The 17302-nt window shown below is 37.0% G+C and carries 17 protein-coding genes; 5 read left to right on the top strand and 12 right to left on the bottom strand.

The window, feature by feature from the left end; all coding sequences use genetic code 11:
- Positions 1-4 precede the first annotated feature (4 nt).
- Positions 5-880, bottom strand: a complete 876-nt coding sequence (locus tag CD152_RS05715; protein WP_086038175.1) for a DUF5068 domain-containing protein — start codon at positions 878-880, stop codon at positions 5-7.
- A 109-nt stretch (positions 881-989) separates the two neighbouring features.
- Between CD152_RS05715 and CD152_RS05710 the strand changes: the two genes are divergently transcribed.
- Entirely contained in the window at positions 990-1499 is a 510-nt protein-coding gene (locus CD152_RS05710; RefSeq protein WP_101140413.1) for a cupin domain-containing protein, read from the top strand.
- A 100-nt stretch (positions 1500-1599) separates the two neighbouring features.
- On the opposite strand, the gene CD152_RS05705 is transcribed toward CD152_RS05710, so the two are convergent.
- On the bottom strand, positions 1600-2040 hold the full coding sequence (locus CD152_RS05705; RefSeq protein WP_101140414.1) for a GNAT family N-acetyltransferase: 441 nt from the start codon (positions 2038-2040) through the stop codon (positions 1600-1602).
- Positions 2041-2288: 248 nt separating this feature from the next.
- On the opposite strand from CD152_RS05705, the gene pflB reads away from it, so the two are divergent.
- Both pflB and pflA read left to right on the top strand, forming a co-directional pair.
- Positions 2289-4538, top strand: coding sequence for a formate C-acetyltransferase (pflB, locus tag CD152_RS05700; protein ID WP_101140415.1), 2250 nt, complete (start codon positions 2289-2291; stop codon positions 4536-4538).
- A 35-nt stretch (positions 4539-4573) separates the two neighbouring features.
- Positions 4574-5329: a pyruvate formate-lyase-activating protein gene (pflA, locus tag CD152_RS05695; protein ID WP_101140416.1), complete on the top strand. Its 756-nt coding sequence runs from the start codon at positions 4574-4576 to the stop codon at positions 5327-5329.
- 85 nt (positions 5330-5414) lie between these two features.
- Here the strand turns inward: pflA and CD152_RS05690 are convergent, their stop codons facing one another.
- The 7 genes from CD152_RS05690 to CD152_RS05660 form a co-directional block, all read right to left on the bottom strand.
- Positions 5415-7451, bottom strand: a complete 2037-nt coding sequence (locus CD152_RS05690) for a cation:proton antiporter (RefSeq protein ID WP_103214499.1) — start codon at positions 7449-7451, stop codon at positions 5415-5417.
- A 116-nt stretch (positions 7452-7567) separates the two neighbouring features.
- Entirely contained in the window at positions 7568-8041 is a 474-nt protein-coding gene (locus tag CD152_RS05685; protein WP_101140418.1) for a DinB family protein, read from the bottom strand.
- A 150-nt stretch (positions 8042-8191) separates the two neighbouring features.
- Complete coding sequence (locus tag CD152_RS05680; RefSeq protein WP_012656338.1) at positions 8192-8674, bottom strand: DUF456 domain-containing protein; 483 nt, start codon at positions 8672-8674, stop codon at positions 8192-8194.
- Positions 8671-9891, bottom strand: a complete 1221-nt coding sequence (locus CD152_RS05675) for a sugar efflux transporter (protein WP_111626096.1) — start codon at positions 9889-9891, stop codon at positions 8671-8673. The genes CD152_RS05680 and CD152_RS05675 overlap by 4 nt, the downstream gene beginning before the upstream one ends.
- Before the next feature lie 149 nt (positions 9892-10040).
- A complete protein-coding gene (locus tag CD152_RS05670) occupies positions 10041-10697 on the bottom strand; it encodes a GTP pyrophosphokinase (protein ID WP_012656336.1) in 657 nt (218 codons plus the stop codon).
- A gap of 14 nt (positions 10698-10711) precedes the next feature.
- Positions 10712-11572 (bottom strand): LysR family transcriptional regulator, encoded by an 861-nt coding sequence (locus tag CD152_RS05665; protein WP_012656335.1) that lies wholly within the window; start codon positions 11570-11572, stop codon positions 10712-10714.
- 15 nt (positions 11573-11587) lie between these two features.
- Entirely contained in the window at positions 11588-12319 is a 732-nt protein-coding gene (locus CD152_RS05660) for a TatD family hydrolase (RefSeq protein ID WP_103214497.1), read from the bottom strand.
- 104 nt (positions 12320-12423) lie between these two features.
- On the opposite strand from CD152_RS05660, the gene CD152_RS05655 reads away from it, so the two are divergent.
- The gene (locus CD152_RS05655; protein ID WP_101035355.1) at positions 12424-13293 is read left to right on the top strand and encodes an SDR family oxidoreductase; all 870 of its coding nucleotides are present in this window, start codon (positions 12424-12426) and stop codon (positions 13291-13293) included.
- 31 nt (positions 13294-13324) lie between these two features.
- Here CD152_RS05655 and CD152_RS05650 read toward each other — a convergent pair whose 3' ends face one another.
- The 3 genes from CD152_RS05650 to CD152_RS05640 all read right to left on the bottom strand — a co-directional run bounded on the left by CD152_RS05650 (position 13325) and on the right by CD152_RS05640 (position 16385).
- Entirely contained in the window at positions 13325-13864 is a 540-nt protein-coding gene (locus tag CD152_RS05650) for a ribonuclease FAU-1 family protein (RefSeq protein WP_101140421.1), read from the bottom strand.
- Between the two features lie 79 nt (positions 13865-13943).
- A complete protein-coding gene (locus tag CD152_RS05645) occupies positions 13944-15722 on the bottom strand; it encodes a DHA2 family efflux MFS transporter permease subunit (RefSeq protein WP_101140422.1) in 1779 nt (592 codons plus the stop codon).
- Positions 15723-15734: 12 nt separating this feature from the next.
- Positions 15735-16385 carry an HlyD family efflux transporter periplasmic adaptor subunit gene (locus CD152_RS05640; RefSeq protein WP_012656329.1) on the bottom strand — a complete coding sequence of 217 codons (651 nt, stop codon included), beginning with the start codon at positions 16383-16385 and terminating at the stop codon, positions 15735-15737.
- A 139-nt stretch (positions 16386-16524) separates the two neighbouring features.
- Between CD152_RS05640 and CD152_RS05635 the strand changes: the two genes are divergently transcribed.
- Entirely contained in the window at positions 16525-17067 is a 543-nt protein-coding gene (locus CD152_RS05635) for a TetR/AcrR family transcriptional regulator (RefSeq protein ID WP_101035356.1), read from the top strand.
- Positions 17068-17302 lie beyond the last annotated feature (235 nt).

Below are 17302 nucleotides of genomic sequence, written 5' to 3'. Positions count from 1 at the left end.
AACATCAGGAAATCGTATAAGGTTCTGATACAATTTCTGATTGTGCTTCACTATTCGGCTTTGTTGATGTACCGCCTAATAAATAGAACTTCCCTCCATCTTGTGTTAGAGCTTGATATGCCTTTTCATCTAGTGTAATCGATTTATAGCTCACTGTAGACTCCTTTGGTCCATACTCATTGTACGCCCGCTCTTCAGACTTCACGAAATCTTCTTGCAATTCCTGAGGGATAAATGATGTCGCATCAGAATAAATGGCAGTCTTTCCGACTACAAGCTTACTCGTATTATTATAGTAGACAGGAGTCTGATTATTATTCTTCGTATGGACTTCATAAAGAAGCGTATACCCAGAAGATGCGCCTTTAAAAATAACCTTTTGATTTTCTATGTTTGTTATCTTGAAAATCTGCAGACGTTTAACATCACTCTCAATACCGTTATCATCTAGCGATAGATCGACATTATCAATCGATTTCACAAGTGTCGCTTTGCCATGTGTTGTTGTCTCTATGGTGTTCGGCATCGTTTTAGCAGCTAACATTTCCTTAACTTTTTGCTGCTGCTTTAATCGTTCTTCTTTCTTTAGCTTATCTCTCGTCTTACGCTTTTCTAGTTCTAGCTTCTTAGCTGCTTCTTCTTTCGCAATCTGTTCTTTTATTTCGGCTTCATTTCTTTCTTCTATCTCTTTTAATTTATCTTCATTTGCCTTTATTTTTTCATCTAGTTTATCATTTTTTTCTTTAATCGTATTATATTCTTTTGTCAGCTCTGTCTTTTTTGCATCCAGCTTTTCTACAGACTGCTTCAAGTCTGTCTCCTTATTACCACATGCACTCAGCACTAGAGTAAGTGCCAGTACACTTGTTACATATTTCAATACAATCCCACCTTCACAATATATCTATATTCTATCATAATAACAATAAAATATATTGTATTAACACCCTTTACAAGGGGTATACTGCATATATAAGGAGGTATAGCATATGAAATATAAAATAGTACACACACCCATTTCCCCTTCTATACCTAACCATATGATTCTACCGGTAATTATATATAATACAGAGGAGCATCATTTCGAAACACTTTTCGAAAACAATGCCTGGCATAACATATGGACCAACGGTGTATACGATTATCATCACTTCCATCCCAATCAGCATGAAGTCCTCGGTGTAAAAAGTGGTCGTGCCACCCTATTAATCGGTGGGGAAAACGGCCAAAATATTACAGTTACACAAGGTGATGTTCTATTATTACCAGCAGGTTATGGTCATAAAAAATTAGACCAAAGTGATGACTTTACCATTGTGGGTGCATATCCAGATACAACAGCAGCACAAATATTGACCTCTTATGAGGATATAAATGAAGTAAACAAGATGATCAATACTGTACCATTACCTGATACCGACCCAGTAGGTGGAAATACAGGTCCGATGTTTAAAGAATGGCATAATATTTATCAGTGTAGTACAGTCAGAGGTGGCTAATGCAGAATAACGGCGTTTCGAGACTCAACAAAGTCTGAAACGCCGTTTCTAAATAATTTCTTGATTAACACCAAGCTTTCTTTCATCGATGTATAATGTGCTAATCATCTGGCATATCAATATGTTTATACATCATCTTACCATCTGCGCTATAGCCAAGCTTATGGTTAAGTCTTCTCATAGCGTGATTATCTGGATCAACATGTCCATAGATATAGTTTACGCCTGCGGATAATGATAATCTCTCTACATATTGCTTAAGCCTATATGCATATCCTTTGCCACGTTCATCTGGATGAACATATAAGGACTTAACATGTGTCTCCTCTCCAATATGAAACCAGATAAAGGCTGATAACTGTGCTTTTTCGACTACTATGATACGATCATGATTATATTTCATCAGCAATCGTATAGATTCAGTTCTGAGTTTCACTTCAAGTTCAGTAGTTACATAGCAGCTATCATAAGATTTCGGTATCTGCTCATGTATCCATGCAATTTGCTCGATCAACAGATCATCACTTGCTATCTCTATCATTCTTATCACCTTAGTTATTGTACATATATTTATTTCTTAAAACTACTTTGAAGAAATAATAATCATAAATTTTTAATCTGTTATATAAAATTCTCTATATATATTTCCTGTATCATTACAGATAAACCATTGATATAAAAGGTTTCTTTATTTTTTTAAACGTTTACATATTTTTGTGATACTTTTCACGTAATTATTGTTATACTAAGTATGTGAATTGGTGAACAAGAAAATCTGGAGGGATTTATATGTTTAAAGAAGAGACAAAAAGAACAAATGCTTGGGAAGGTTTCAAATCAGGAAAATGGAACAAACGCGTCGACGTACGAGAATTCATCCAACTGAACTACACTTTATATGATGGTAAAGATGAATTCTTAGCTGGTCCAACTGAAGCTACGAAAAAACTTTGGGATCAAGTAATGCAGCTCTCTAAAGAAGAGCGTGAACGTGGCGGCATGTGGGATATGGATACGAAAGTAGTATCTACAATTACTTCTCACGATGCTGGATACTTAGACAAAGGTTTAGAAACAATTGTTGGTGTTCAAACTGAAAAACCATTCAAACGTTCAATGCAACCGTTCGGTGGTATTCGTATGGCGAAAGCTGCATGTGAAGCATATGGTTATGAATTAGACGCTGAAACAGAACGTATCTTCACGGATTACCGTAAAACACATAACCAAGGTGTATTCGATGCTTACTCTAAAGAAATGTTGGCATGTCGTAAAGCAGGTGTTATTACAGGACTTCCTGATGCTTATGGCCGCGGCCGTATTATCGGTGACTATCGTCGTGTAGCATTATACGGCGTAGACTTCCTAATGAAAGAAAAACATAAAGATTTCCATAACTTATCCAGTGTAATGAGCGAAGATATCATTCGTTTACGCGAAGAAGTATCTGAGCAATACCGTGCATTAAACGAATTGAAACAGTTAGGTGAAATTTATGGATTCGATTTAAGTCGTCCGGCTGAAAACTTTAAAGAAGCGGTTCAATGGACTTACCTTGCATATCTTGCAGCAATTAAAGAACAAAATGGTGCTGCAATGAGTTTAGGTCGTGTATCTACATTCTTAGATATTTATGCTGAACGTGATCTTAAAGCAGGTACAATCACAGAAATGGAAGTACAGGAAATTATCGACCACTTCATTATGAAATTACGTTTAGTTAAATTTGCACGTACACCAGACTACAATGAATTATTCTCGGGAGATCCAACTTGGGTAACTGAGTCTATCGGTGGTGTTGGTATTGATGGCCGTCCACTTGTAACGAAAAGTTCATTCCGCTTCTTACATTCATTAGATAACCTAGGTCCAGCACCAGAGCCAAACTTAACTGTACTTTGGTCTACACGCCTACCTGAAAACTTCAAGAAATACTGTGCTAAGATGAGTATTAAAACAAGCTCAATCCAATACGAAAACGATGATCTAATGCGTGAGAGCTACGGCGACGATTACGGTATCGCATGTTGTGTATCAGCGATGAAGATTGGTAAACAAATGCAGTTCTTCGGCGCACGTGCAAACTTAGCAAAAACTTTATTATATGCGATTAATGGTGGTATAGATGAAAAGTCTGGCGCTCAAGTAGGTCCAAACTTTGCACCGATTACAGATGAAATATTAGATTATGACACTGTATACAAACAATTCGATCAAATGATGGAATGGTTAGCTGGCGTATATATCAACTCATTAAACGTTATTCACTATATGCATGATAAATACAGCTACGAAAGAATTGAAATGGCATTACATGATACTGAAATCATTCGTACGATGGCTACAGGTATTGCTGGTCTTTCAGTTGCAGCTGACTCATTATCAGCTATTAAATTCGCAAAAGTAAAAACAATCAGAGATGAAAATGGACTTGTCGTTGATTTCGAAACTGAAGGTGAATTCCCTCAATACGGAAACAATGATCCACGTGTAGATGATATCGCAGTTGAACTTGTAGAATCATTTATGGCAAAACTTCGCAAACATAAAACTTATCGTGATTCAGAACATACAATGAGTGTGTTAACAATCACTTCAAACGTCGTATACGGTAAGAAAACAGGTAACACACCTGATGGACGTAAAGCTGGTGAACCATTCGCACCAGGTGCTAATCCAATGCATGGTCGCGATACTAAAGGTGCGCTTGCTTCATTATCATCAGTGGCGAAATTACCATACGACTGCTGTAAAGATGGTATCTCTAATACATTCTCTATCGTACCGAAATCTTTAGGTAAAGAAGATGACGCGCAGCAATCGAACTTAGTTGCGGTATTAGATGGATACGCAATGCAGCACGGTCACCATTTAAATATTAACGTGTTTAACAGAGAGACTTTACTCGATGCAATGGAACACCCAGAAGAATATCCACAGCTTACAATCCGTGTATCAGGATATGCAGTAAACTTTATTAAATTAACGCGAGAACAGCAACTAGATGTAATTTCTAGAACATTCCACGAAAAAATGTAATGACATAAGTATTAACAAGAAGGACGGGGATTTAAATGATTAAAGGACATATACATTCAATCGAAAGTTTAGGAACAGTTGACGGACCTGGTTTACGCTACATCTTATTTACGCAAGGGTGTCTACTGCGTTGTCAATTCTGTCATAACCCTGATACTTGGGAAATCGGAACGCCCTCACGTGAAGTGACAGCAGAAGAAATGGTTGAAGAAATTGTACCTTATATCCCCTACTTCAATGCATCAGGCGGTGGCGTAACGATCAGTGGCGGAGAGCCACTGCTCCAGTTACCATTTATAGAACAACTGTTCAGACGATTAAAAGAAGAAGGTATCCATACTTGTATAGATACATCAGCAGGCTGTTTCAATGAAACACCTGCATTTATGAAACACTTTAATCCTGTACAAGAAAATACGGATTTATTCTTACTCGATATTAAACATATCGATAATGAGAAACATTTAAGCTTAACAGGAAAACCCAACACCCATATACTAAAATTCTCCCGTATGTTATCTGACAGAAAACAGCCTGTATGGATAAGACATGTGTTAGTGCCTGGTATTACAGATGATAAAGAAGACCTCATCAAGCTAGGCCAGTTCATCAATAGTCTAGAAAATGTAGAAAAGTTTGAGATTCTCCCTTATCATCAGCTTGGTGTTCATAAGTGGGAGGCACTCGGCATTAAGTATCCATTAGAAGGTGTAGAAGCGCCGTCAGATGAAACAGTAAAACAAGCATATGATTACGTCGATTTCAAAGGTAAAACCCCCTTAAATGCGTGACACTTTCATAAGAATAAATAAGAAGGAGCTTGAAAAAATATCATTTCAAGCTCCTTCTTATTTATTTTCTTATCTTGATATTTATCTAATCCTCTGTATCTAATAACATCATTTCATCATAGTTTAAAGCTTGTCTTAGCTCAACTGCTACTTTACGACTGACCTTATCTTTTTTCACAAGCTTTGCCACCATATCTTTTTCAACTGCTAATACATCAAGGGCAAACAATGTCTCATCATCATCAATTGTTTCATTTGTGGCATTTCTCTTAATCTGATTTACCCGATTCAAATAATTATCTGAAATAAGCGCAACTTCTATCCGATTCTTTCTACTTACTTCTTCGGACAATCGTTGCACGACGTTATAATGTACACGTGATGCAATTTTTTGAATTTCTAACAGATTATTTTTTAGTGATAGAGAACTCGACTGGTTCAATCTATTTTCGAATGCTTTGCGCCTACCATGCATGCGAATTAAAAATAGTATCCTTCTAAAGAAACTGGTCGAGGCGAATATCTTTGTTCTTTCGATATACTGAACGTAGTTATTGAACGCACTTTGTGTAATCTCATCATTTTCTACTAGTTCGTCGAGCGTCTTCATCTCTGTTTCTAACGCAATTGTATGCAACCTATCAAACTCTTTCGGATTATAATCTCTGTCGTTTACTTCACTATAAAAACCGATTTGCATCGTATACTGGCGTATAAGATTTCCTGCGATCATACTGTTTTCAGGTGTAGTTTGCTTACGAATATATTTCATCCCAAATTCTTTGATCAGTATATATGCCTCTTTAAAATTAAGGTGGGAATCTACGCTATTATCTTCTGCTTTTGGTGTTAATAATGGTAAGAAAATTTGTGCAACAACTAAACTAATGACCACCACACCTGCCGTGATAAATAGTAAATTATCGCGATAGTTAAAGTACTCGCCATTCATAATTTCTACAGGTATCGTCAATGCGATAGCCATAGAGATTGTACCATGTACACCACAAACTGTAGCAATCAATGCATACTTAAAGCGGTGGGGTCTAACATCATATTTTTTAACATCTTCATGCTTCAGTATTCTTTCAAAACGGCTTTCTGGAATATAAAACTTATCATATAGTACAAATACCCATACAAACCTAAAAATATAAACAAGTAATGCGATTACAAGCGTGTATATGATCGTTGAAAAAATACTTTTTCCATCATGTTCAATCAATGAAAGAGTGACTTGCGGGATTAAATATCCCAGCAATGTAAAGACAAGGCCATTCAGAACAGTAGAGAGTAGTCCCCACGTATTATTGTAGCCAAGCTGTAAACGTGTTGTCGCTTGAGATAATCTATCTCGTTCAATTCCATGGATAATTCCACCAACTACAGCTGCAATAATACCTGAAACATGAATACTTTCAGCAGCCATGTAGATAACAAAAGGTGTAAGCAGCTGTATTAATATATAGATATATTCATTTTCAAATCCTTTTCTGATAAGAAGAATTCTGATCTGGACAAAGATGAGACCAATAAACAGACCAACTAATAATCCTCCTAATGAAGAAATAAAAAACTGTGTGATCGATCCTGTGATAGTGAATACACCTGTCGTTAGAGCGACAATCGCGATATTAAAACTTAATATCCCAGCAGCGTCGTTCAGTAAAGACTCTCCTTCCAATATCGTCATCAGCCCGCGTGGGAGTTTCTTATCTTGTGCAATAGCCTGAACTGCCACTGCATCTGTCGGACAAATAATGGCGGCCAGTGCAAAGCATGCCGCCATAGGTAGAAATGGAATCATACTATGTGTGATGTATCCCAGACCAATTACAGTTGTGAAGACAAGACCTAGCGCCATCAATATAATCGGTTTTAAATATTTGATCATATAAAGCCTGGATACAGTGTAACCTTCAAGAAATAGTAATGGTGCGATAATACCAATTAGAAAGAGTTCCGGTTCAAAATCTACATTTAGAGGAATAGGTGTTAAAAAAATGAGCACCCCTATAGCTATCTGGATAAAAGCGAGTGGGACTTTAGGGATGTAAAAATGAATCACGGTGGAAATGATAACTGCAAGTACCAAGCTGAGTATTACGATAAAATTCTCCAAAATTGACCACTCCAATATTTATATTTGATGCTATTAATGATTCAAAGTTGTAAATATTCTTCAAAAAATAAGCAGGCTGTACAAAATAGATACAGCCCGCTTGAATAAACTATTTATTATTCACTGTCTCGTGATGGCCCATAAATGCCAGGGACTTTAAGATCGGCCTGTCTCATCAATACTGTCATCTGTCCTCTATGATGAGCCAAGTGTGTAATATTTGAATAAAGTAAAGCACCTTTAGCGAGATTATGTCCAAAGAAATCAACATCATCATTCAAATTCTCGTCTGTTAGGCTTGCTTCATAAGCTGCTAACGTATTGTTAACTACCTTCTCTGCCTCCTCTAAAATCTCCGCTTTAGTTTCTGGCATAGAAGAGCTATAGTTCGCACCTTCTACTGAAACACCTGCACGTTCTGCAAACGCACCAAGACTTTGAACGATATGCCAAGTAAGCTCTCCTAACGTTCTATCCAGTTCAGTTACTGCTTGTGTTAAAGATTCGTCTGTTAACTCTCTTATACAGGCTAGTGTCGTTTCACCTTCCTGACGATACTGCGTAATAAAATCATTTTTGCTGCGAAACATATATGTTCCTCCTAGTCATATTATTTGTACTTATTATATCCCACCAATTGATGCTTATGAAACATTTTGATTATAGTAAGTTGGCTCATGTTTATTATGTGCTAACTTGACATCCCTATCTATTAAAAAGACTGTGGTTTCCACTAAACTCTATATCAATACATCCAGTACGAACCAGATGACCATGATAATCAATATTAAAAACTTAGCAACGGTACTCGTCAAAAATCCAAAGAGTGATCCGATGCTCGCATTAAAAGCTCTTGTTATATCTTTTTGGATAAACAGTTCAACAAATAATACCATTATAAACGGCACAATGATAATGCCGAGCGGTGGAAAAAGGAAGCTACCGATAATGATACCGATTGCTGCTGTAAATTCTCCTGCTCTTGATCCACCATATCTTTTAACGAAGTAACTGCCAGCTATATAGTCGCTGATTAATGTAACAAACGTCAGCATCGCCATCGCAATCCAGAAGAACCATGTCAGTTCTCCGTTATTGATACCAAAATGATAAACAAAAAAACCTACCCACATCAACAGCACACCTGGCAACATTGGTACGACCAGCCCCACAAATGCTGCGATAAAACTAATAATGACAAACGTCCATAATAATACCATCATGCTAAATCCTCCATCTTAACGGGTTTCGTAAATATTAATAAGATAAATGCAATCAATACGAACGACGAAGATACATAAAATACATTTCCAAGTCCTACAATATCACTCATAACTCCACCAAGCAGGTTACCGAGTAGTTGTCCTGCAATCATCGCATTAGAAAATAATGTCGATGCATATCCCGGAAAGTCTGGCAATGTATCCTGAAAGTAACTGATTCCTAAACCTAGCAGTATCGCTAAGAAGAACGCTAACCCAATTTGACCGATAAGCATCGCTGTCACACTGTCAAATAGCCCGATTGAAAGATAATAGCCTCCACCAAATATAGCACCGATCATTAATAATGTACGCGTTTGAAATCTGCTCGCTAATATCCCTAGAATAATCATAAATGGAACTTCAAGTCCTGCACATAAGCTTGCTAAATAACCAACATTCGCTTCATCTGCATTTAAGAATTCTGTTACGAATAAAGGCATGTTCAGCGTATACATCCATTGACCAATATGTAAGAATACAAAAGCAAGGAATGGAATAAGCAAGTACGTATCTTTCAAAAGGTTCGGTGCAACGGGCTCAATGTGACCTTTAGTATGTGCTGGTTTCTCTACTTTAACCTCTTTATAAAAGAATAAGAACGACAATAAGACAATAATATAAAGCAGAATGGTGCCGCCAAATATTCCAGCAAATCCAAACTTCTTAAGCAAAACTGTTCCAACGAGCGGTCCGAACAAGAAGCCGAAGCTAAACATAGAACGAAGGAGCGTATTCGCAAAGACAGCATTTTTACTTGAGGCTGACACATTGATACTTTCTCGCGCTGATGCATAGAGCTGTGGCATAGCAGGCGCACCCATACCTCCAAAAAATACGTATATCATGATGAAAACGACAGGATTATCGATATAAAAATATGTACTGAATGCGATTGCCGCCATCATTACTGAAAACATGATCATATACTTACGATTAAAGTTCGCCCGATCAGAAAACCTTGCAACAATGGTATTGACCATAAATCCTGCCAAGGCAAACAACGCCATCATAACACCGTATAATCCTCGTGTCATTCCGAGTTCCTGAGTTGCATACAGGACAAAGAACGGCACTGTAATTGCTAAAGCCATACCAAGCAGAATCATATTGATAAGAAATAATTTATAGTTTTTAATTGTGAGAAGATCTCGAAACATTGAACACACTCTTTTCATTAGATTCATTTTGTTTTATTATATATGAAATTACATTTTTATGTGAGAACTGCGACTTAATGATGTAGCCAATCAACCTAAAAAGATGACTGGAAATACTCCTGTCATCTTTTTATATCATATACCAGTGATTTCGTACTGCGACTTCTTTAATCTAATAATATGGTGTTGCGCACCTCTGTCATCTTACGATCCAGTTCACTTGAAGCATCCGCGACTTCCTTCAGTTCACGACGTATGCTGTCATTTAATTTCTTGGTATTATATTTGTATTGTAGCTTATGCTCTGTAGATGCGAAGAAATCCATGGATAAAGTGCGAATCTGAATTTCTGCAGGGACCCACTTTACACCTTCAGAGAGCACTAGTTCTGTTTCAACGATCAGATGCAGACTTTTATAGCCACTCTGTTTTGGATTTTTTATGTAATCTTTCACACGTACAATTTTAAGATCATTACGTCCCTTTAAAATATCATATATTTTATAGACATCATCTTCAAAGGTAGTAACGATTCGTACACCAATAATATCAAATATATTCTCCTGTATGCTCTTTAAATTAAAGTCTATTTCTTTACGTTTTAGTTTGTCACGTAGTGAGATGGGTGACTTAATACGTGTCTTTATGTGTTCAAATGGAGAATAACCATACTTCGCCTGCCATTCTAAGTCAATGACCTCTATATCACTTTTTAACTCTAGTAAACCCATCTCATACTCTTTAAATAAATAAGAAAAATCTTCGACCAGCTTGATGATTTCTGACTGGTCCTCTATTTTCTGCATTACATTCTCAATATCCATTTGCTATCCTCTATTCATACGCCGTTGACGACTTCTTTTAATAATGTGATAAACGCACTCACCTGAGGGAGACTCAATATATCATTCTCATAGGATATGTATGTTTCCCTTAATAATTCCTGTCCGTGTGCCTCGACAAGCTTAACTTCAAACTCTCCATGATCAATGTCTTCTGCAACAATTTCAGGAAGTACAGTCATCCCTACCCCACTCAACAATAGAGCCTTACACGTTGCTATCTGATCTGTCTTTATCTGAGGTGCATATTCTTTATTGAATAGTTCAGTGTACCATTGTTCTATCTCTTTCAAATAAACCGGATCTGCCTGAAATTCAATCATCGGTAACGTATCTAATACATCCTTCTTACCCTTCGGATAAATAAAATAATGCTTTTCTTGCATCAGCCGTTCATTATGGAGGTTCATTATCTTTGTGCCACGTATGACGGACACGTGAAAGTCATGACGATTATTAATAATGCGTGTACTGGAACCAACCTGCAACTGAATCTTCACATTAGGATACTCATGTACAAAACGTTCAAGTACGACCGGTAATAATGTCTGTCCAATCAACGAGGATACACCAATTGACAGGTTCCCGTTCACCACACCCTCAGAAGAATGAATCATTTCTTTAAGATTTGTCTCTTCTTTCAGCATCTTACGTGCGTGATTAATAATCGCTTCGCCGTGTGTTGTGACAATCAGCTTCTTCTTCGTTCTAATAAAAATCTCCGTGCCCCAGTCGTTCTCAATGGTCTTGAGTCGCTGACTGACTGCAGGCTGAGAAATATATAAGGTTTCAGCAGCTTTACGAAGCGTCTCTTCCTCATCCAAAGCTACAAGTAATCTGTAATCATCTATTTTCATATTATATCCTCAATCTTAAATTCGATAGAAAGCTTTCGTGTTATACGTCATAATAGATTCTATGTTTTCTGCCTTCGGATAAAACAGCTCCAGCTCCTTTATTATAGCAGAAAGTTGCGTTTTAATCTCTTTTGCTTCAAACCCTTCGTGCGGCCACGGACCATCTGTTTCTATCATGAGTCGATGAAGCGGGAAAGCCTGGGCTACTCTTCTGGTCTTGACATTCCATAGAATATCAGGCGTTACACTGACCATGTAATCACTATTTAAAACCTCTTCGAATACTTCTTTATCTGCTTTGAACCAATGAAAATGCGCTTTTTGAATTTCATATTCTCTTAAGAGTTCCATCACTATCCTCGCATCATCATAAACAGCATGAACGATGACAGGGAGTTGATAAGCTCTCGCTTTGTGCATGAATGCTTCTAGTATATCAATATACGGTTGCAATTTTATCGATTGATCCTGACGCATTAGATAATGCGGCAAGTCCACTTCACCGATTGCCACAATCTCATGATGATGTGTATCGATTAAACGAAGAATTTCTTCTACCTCATTCTTATCAATAAGCTGCTCAGGATGATACCCTAAAGCAATCTGTATATTTTCATTCTTAAGTACAAGCAGTCGATAGCAACTCTTCAAGTCTGTTGCAACGGCAATACATTGTATGTTTTGCGCCATAATATCTTGAATATCTTTATCGCTATACTGATCGATATGAATATGTGCGTCTATCATCTTAAACACCTCATTTTGATTTTAACATAAATTGTACGCAATGTTTTAATAGGTCACATAAAAGGAATAGCTAACTATTACTATCATTTTAAGGAGGAGTCATAATGAATAAGTATGAAAAGATTGATAAAGAAATTAAAGGTTATACGCAATCCGAACAGCCTGGTATCGAAAAAGAAATGGATCCAAAACCGATTGCAGAAGATGATAACTATAAAGGATCAGATAAATTAAGAGGAAAAGTTGCGCTTATTACTGGAGGTGACTCAGGTATAGGTCGTGCTGTAGCCATATGTTATGCAAAAGAAGGTGCTGACGTTGCGATTGGTTATTATAACGAACATGAAGACGCCAAAGATACAGTCGCACGTCTAGAATCACTTGGCGTTAAAGCAAAGGCCTATGCTTTCGATCTTAAATCAGAAGAACAATGTAATCAATTAGTCGCAGATGTTACTTCGGAATTCGGAAGTTTAAATATTCTTGTCAATAATGGAGGCGTACAATACCCCCAAGAAAGTTTACTTGATATTTCTAGCGAGCAGATTAAAGAAACATTCGAAACGAATATATTCGGTATGATGTATGTTACCAAAGCGGCACTACCGCATCTTTCTAAAGGTGATGCCATCGTTAATACGAGCAGTGTAACTGCTTATAGAGGTTCTAAGACATTGATTGATTACTCTGCTACTAAAGGCGCAATCACATCATTTACACGTTCACTTTCACAAAATATAGCAGAAGAAGGCATTAGAGTAAATGCTGTTGCACCAGGACCAATCTATACACCGCTCATTCCTGCAACATTCCCTGCTGAAAAGGTAGAGAACCATGGACAGGAAACTGCTCTCGAACGTCGCGGACAACCAAGTGAGATTGCACCGGCATATGTATTCCTTGCAAGTGATGATGCATCTTATATCACCGGTGAGACGATTCATATCAATGGTGGAGATTATATTTCAGGTTAAAAAAGTAATAATATTAAAACGGAAAGGACAATTATGTCCTTTCCGTTTTAATTTCGGCTTTGCACTTACTTGCGAGCTGTTCAAAACGTGTGAAGTTGTCTTTCACTTCATCTATAACTTCTTGAGCAGTCTTATAAGCAAGATCATATTGCGCCTGCGTGATGACCTGCTTCTTAAGTGCACGTTTCACATCTGCCTCATCTACCAGTTCATAGCGTCCATCAGGTAATACAAGTACATCAAGATAGAGGTCATGGGTTCTTGCCTCACCCATTTCTACAATATTCTCTTCATTAATATCGAAGTAATACTGTAGCGGCTTATCTTGTGCATCATACATTACAGTAATACTATAATGCTTATCTTTCGGTAAGATTTGCAACCAGCGAAAACCGTTATCAGCTACTACGATACTTTGATCGATAATGGTAATTTCTAATGGTGACTTTACCTTTATCATCTCTATCTCACCGATTATCCCATCAAACCATTCATTCCTGACACGAATTTCCTTATAATGTTTCTTTAAGAGACGACGCCAACTTCTTTTATCAATATACTTTGTCTTCATATCGCCTCACTCCTTAATCTTTATTATATAAAAATAAACAAGTATGACAAATAATTATGCCTTACTTGTTTATTTTTAATTAAAGCTCTTCAGCACGATAATGCTCTTTTCCTTTTAAGAAGAAGGACAGTATAAATGCTAACGCACTTAGTGCTGTCGCTACCCAGAAGGCATCGTTAATACCATTGATCGTTGCGAACTTCTGAAGATATCCCATCACTAGTTGACCACCCGCTTCTTGAGATCCAACACTGCGACCAATCTCAGCGAACTGTCCTGCAATTTCTGGATGTGTCTTATCCATAGTATCGGCAATATCCCCCATATGCGCTGTGGTCTGTTGAGTCATAATCGTAACCAGTACAGCTGTACCGATAGACCCTGCAAGCTGACGTACCGTGTTACTGATGGCGTTACCATGCGGAATCATTCTTTGTGGTAATGCGTTCATACCTGCTGTCATAATCGGCATCATAATAAAACTCATACCAAATGAACGCAGTACATAAATCCCTAATATTGTTGAATAAGAAGTATCCATGCTCAACTTTGTGAGTTCCCATGTTGCATAGGTCATAATCAATAATCCGAATATCGCAATCGGCTTAATTCCAAATTTATCAAGCAGACGACCCGATATAGGTCCCATGAGTCCCATGAGCAGCGAGCCAGGTAATAGTAGTAATCCTGAATCTAAAGGAGAAAAACCTCGAATAGACTGAAGATATACAGGCAGAAGCAACATACCTCCGAATAAACTCATCGTTACGATTACATTGATCAGTAATGTAAATGAAAACCCCGTATACTTTAAAGCACGTAGATCCATCATCGGAGCTTTCATAGAAATTTCTCTGTAAACAAATAATGCAACGAATAAGAGTCCAATAATCATAGTTGTAATTACAATGCCCGAATCCCAGCCTTTATTTCCCGCTTCAGAAAAACCATAAAGCAAACTACCAAATCCTAGCGAACTAAATATGACACCAGGAACATCAAGCTTAGGATTACTTATCGGTTGATAGATTTTGAACCAGAAGAAACCGATAATAATTGCGAGTATTCCTACAATAGACATACCATAGAACATCACATTCCAATGATAATTCTGAATAACCCAACCTGTTAATGTCGGTCCAATTGCAGGTGCAAGAATGAAAGCAATCCCCATCATACCCATTGCAGCTCCACGTTTCTCAGGTGGGAAGACCGTCATAAAAACGTTTGTTCCAAGCGGCATCAAGATTCCTGCTCCAACCGCCTGAATTACACGACCTGTCATCATAACGGGGAAATTCGTACTTATAGCACAGATAACTGAGCCTATTGTAAATGCAATCATCGCAAACATAAAGAGCTGACGATACGTAAATTTCTGAATCAAATAAGCACTGACTGGAACGAGAATACCGTTCACAAGCATAAACCCCGTTGTTAACCATTGTGCAGTTGAAGTAGAAATACTGAAATCATTGATCATTACAGGAAGAGCGACGTTTATTAATGTCTGGTTTAATATTGCAACGAACATCCCTGCCATCAATGCAATAATAATCTTTGTCAAGGTGATACCTTTACCGAATGTTACAAGCGCTTCAGGTTTTTTTACCTGTTCATGTACAGGACGATTGACATCTATTTCCTGTTCCATTTGCTCATCTTGTATGTGTGGTTCACTTACTTTCGTTGCGGTTGTAGGTTCAATTTGTGTGTTAGACACTGGCTCATATACTTGTTTATCTTGTTTTTTAATAGAGCTATGCTGAGCTTTACGCTTCCTTTTAAGCATTACTCTATTAACGACGAAGAATGTCAACAAAGAAAATAAGATGTATAAAATAATCATCGAGGTCATACGATAACCTCCTTAGTTTTTATGAATGCGTACAGTTACATTCATTCCTGGTAATATGTCTAAAGATTTATCTTTTGAAAGTTTAATCTTAACGGGAACGACTTGTGTGACTTTAGTAAAGTTTGCATTACCATTTGAAGAAGGTAATAGACTAAAACTAGAAGCAGTAGCTAAACCAATTTGTTCAACTTCCCCTGACAATGTCGTATCTTTATATCCGTCAACATAAACATCAACTTCCTGTCCTTTTTTAATGCCATCAAGTTCAGTTTCTTTAATGTTTGCAGTAACGAATAATTGATTCATATCGTAAGCATAGGCAATCGGAGTACCTGCACCTACAAATCCATTTTCTGTTGCTTGCTTCTTCACAATTGTGCCATCCTGTGGCATCTTAATATCAATCTTAGTCGGGTTACCGTCTTGACCAGCACCTGCTACAGTACCAAGTTTGTCATCTTTAGATAGTTTATCGCCTACCGTTTTATTGAATGAAACAAGTTTGCCTGCTACTGGGCTTGCGACAGTGATTTGTTCTCCGTCAATCTTTGCGTTATCTGTCTTCACATAATTTGTTGCTTCATCATAGAAGTGAAAAGCGACTACGCCAAGCACTGCTAAAATGATTAAAGTTAAAATATTGATCATTACTAATTTTTTCATTTTATTTCCTCCCAATTTTTCACATAAACAATATTATATAATGATTTACTAAACAATCAACCAACAATATTTGTGAATATGTCGGAAATTAAGTAAAATAAATAGATGAGACTATTAAATAAGAAGAAATGGATTACATATGGACAAAAAACAGTTAATCGAAAATAGTTTAATACAATTAATGGAAGAACAACGATTCAGAGAAATAACGATAAAGATGCTATGTAATAAAGCCGGCATCAATCGCTCTACTTTCTATGCTTATTTTGAGGACAAATACGCATTACTGGATAGTATGATAGATTCACATATTTCACATCTAGAATCGATATTAAATAATGACCTGCAAGACCTACACTTACAGAAAGATAAAAAATCATCAATAGAAAAATACCTTGAACACATATTCCAGTATATCTATGAGCACAGACAATTCTTCAGAGTGCTACTCACCCTGCATCCTGCACAAAACTTTACACAGAAACTATTATCAAATTGGCGCAATAACTATATGCACGTTCTTGAAACAACTGCTAGTCTTCAGTATCCTGATTATTTTATCAGTTACACATTAGGGGGCCAGTTCGGCGTGTTGTATTTCTGGTTACAAAATGATTGTCCGGAACCTCCTGAAGTTATCAGCAAGGTTATCCATAATAACATCATGAAAATTAATCGCTAAAACTAAAAAGATGGCTGAAAAATTATCTCCAGCCATCTTTTCATGATTTCACTCGTGTCTGAATGCTCGTGTCACGTCCTTTTATTTTCGGCGTTCCACGAGCAGACACTTCAATAAATCAAAAAGATGATCCAAAACAAAGATGATATGCTCCCTATAAGGTAGACACTTAAAAAGTGAAAATTTTATAGGGAGTTTTTAATTTGAGAAACAAGAAAATTTCATTTGATAAATA

This window comes from Macrococcoides caseolyticum (assembly GCF_002902665.1).
Lineage (GTDB): Bacteria > Bacillota > Bacilli > Staphylococcales > Staphylococcaceae > Macrococcoides > Macrococcoides caseolyticum.
This window is presented reverse-complemented; position numbering and strand designations above follow the sequence as displayed.

Coding starts and splice junctions, on each gene's coding strand:
- CD152_RS05635 (WP_101035356.1), top strand. CDS start 16,525: ATGGACAAAAAACAGTTAATCGAAAATAGTTTAATACAATTAATGGAA.
- CD152_RS05685 (WP_101140418.1), bottom strand. CDS start 8,041: ATGTTTCGCAGCAAAAATGATTTTATTACGCAGTATCGTCAGGAAGGT.
- CD152_RS05710 (WP_101140413.1), top strand. CDS start 990: ATGAAATATAAAATAGTACACACACCCATTTCCCCTTCTATACCTAAC.
- CD152_RS05640 (WP_012656329.1), bottom strand. CDS start 16,385: ATGAAAAAATTAGTAATGATCAATATTTTAACTTTAATCATTTTAGCA.
- CD152_RS05655 (WP_101035355.1), top strand. CDS start 12,424: ATGAATAAGTATGAAAAGATTGATAAAGAAATTAAAGGTTATACGCAA.
- CD152_RS05665 (WP_012656335.1), bottom strand. CDS start 11,572: ATGAAAATAGATGATTACAGATTACTTGTAGCTTTGGATGAGGAAGAG.
- CD152_RS05650 (WP_101140421.1), bottom strand. CDS start 13,864: ATGAAGACAAAGTATATTGATAAAAGAAGTTGGCGTCGTCTCTTAAAG.
- pflB (WP_101140415.1), top strand. CDS start 2,289: ATGTTTAAAGAAGAGACAAAAAGAACAAATGCTTGGGAAGGTTTCAAA.
- CD152_RS05705 (WP_101140414.1), bottom strand. CDS start 2,040: ATGATAGAGATAGCAAGTGATGATCTGTTGATCGAGCAAATTGCATGG.
- CD152_RS05660 (WP_103214497.1), bottom strand. CDS start 12,319: ATGATAGACGCACATATTCATATCGATCAGTATAGCGATAAAGATATT.
- pflA (WP_101140416.1), top strand. CDS start 4,574: ATGATTAAAGGACATATACATTCAATCGAAAGTTTAGGAACAGTTGAC.
- CD152_RS05675 (WP_111626096.1), bottom strand. CDS start 9,891: ATGAAAAGAGTGTGTTCAATGTTTCGAGATCTTCTCACAATTAAAAAC.
- CD152_RS05670 (WP_012656336.1), bottom strand. CDS start 10,697: ATGGATATTGAGAATGTAATGCAGAAAATAGAGGACCAGTCAGAAATC.
- CD152_RS05680 (WP_012656338.1), bottom strand. CDS start 8,674: ATGATGGTATTATTATGGACGTTTGTCATTATTAGTTTTATCGCAGCA.
- CD152_RS05645 (WP_101140422.1), bottom strand. CDS start 15,722: ATGACCTCGATGATTATTTTATACATCTTATTTTCTTTGTTGACATTC.